Below are 554 nucleotides of genomic sequence, written 5' to 3' on the forward strand. Positions count from 1 at the left end.
CTTATTTGAGCACAATGACTGAATTTAGTTACTATCCAATGCTCAGGCACTTCCCCAAGCCACTCAACGCCCGAATCTTTCATCGGCGCATCAGGGTTTAAGCCTTTGGTCACGGCATGACTAATAACGGCTTGGCGCTTTTCTTTTAACAGTTGGATAAGGGTTTGCTGTTTTTCGATTAGGGTATCGATTTGGTTGGTTTCGTGGTCAAGAAATTGTAGTATTTTTTCTTGCTCATCTTTTGGAGCTAAAGGAATATACTCACCTTTGATATCATCCCAACCTATAGCAGCTCTATGAGCTAGTATTCCATTGCCAAATGTAGCTAGATGCTTCTGAAAAGCAGAGTTTTCAAATACACGTAAACCATACCTGTTAAGTAAATTCTTCTTTGGCTCTAAGATTATATAAACGGAGCTGCACACACCATTGTAGGGGGACATACCGTAAGAACCAATTGAATAGTTCATGCTATTAATAACTAACTGACCCTTTTTCACGATCTTACATTTAGAAAGATCCTCAGGCTTCTTATTACCGATATCTCCCTTATC

1 protein-coding gene is annotated in these 554 nt (G+C 39.5%); it reads right to left on the minus strand.

The genetic code is table 11. The features are described from left to right. The coding region (locus BTV99_RS13495; RefSeq protein WP_178377969.1) for a restriction endonuclease subunit S at window positions 1–554 on the minus strand (554 nt) is incomplete at both ends.

Source organism: Psychrobacter sp. Rd 27.2 (assembly GCF_001921755.1).
Classification (GTDB): domain Bacteria; phylum Pseudomonadota; class Gammaproteobacteria; order Pseudomonadales; family Moraxellaceae; genus Psychrobacter; species Psychrobacter celer.